Raw genomic sequence first — 669 nt, forward strand, 5'->3', positions numbered from 1 at the left:
TTTCCACACTCGCTTTTTTTGATTTTTTTAGTAAAACCAAAAAAGAGCTCAAACAAATGCTTCAATCGTGGCTAAGGCTATCAATGTATAATTCGTATATCTAAAGCTTATTTGCTTACTTTATACCTCTCCATTTCCTTTTTTTATTCACCTTTTGTCTTTTACCCAATTTCATTTCGATTTAAAGCAAAAAAAACCTCAATCTAATAAAAGATTGAGGTTTAAAAGAAAGGCAACGACCTACTCTCCCACCATTGGCAGTACCATCGGCGCTAATGGGCTTAACTTCTCTGTTCGGGATGGAAAGAGGTGAGCCCCATTGCGATAATCACCTTAAATCGTTCAGTATATTTCAACTGTATAAGTTAACATATTAGCAAAATCATATCRTAAATTATCAAAAGAGTTGCGCTTGCTCCCTTGCGAGAGCAAGACTTCTACATAAGCCTATGGGTTATTAGTAATACTCGGCTATGACATTACTGCCTTTACACCTGTATCCTATCAACGTGGTAATCTTCCACGACCCTTTAAAGAAATCTCATCTTGTGGTGGGTTTCGCGCTTATATGCTTTCAGCGCTTATCCCTTCCCAACGTAGCTACTCAGCAGTGCTCCTGGCGGAACAACTGATACACCAGAGGTTAGTTCAACTCGGTCCTCTCGTACT

At 38.9% G+C, this 669-nt stretch carries 2 rRNA genes; both read right to left on the bottom strand.

Annotated features, from left to right (window positions below):
- Nucleotides 1–227: 227 nt before the first annotated feature.
- Nucleotides 228–336 (bottom strand): 5S ribosomal RNA (gene rrf / locus BA195_RS13205).
- Nucleotides 337–437: 101 nt separating this feature from the next.
- Nucleotides 438–669 (bottom strand): 23S ribosomal RNA (locus BA195_RS13210); the annotation flags it as partial.

Source organism: Tenacibaculum soleae, from assembly GCF_001693415.1.
GTDB lineage: Bacteria > Bacteroidota > Bacteroidia > Flavobacteriales > Flavobacteriaceae > Polaribacter > Polaribacter soleae.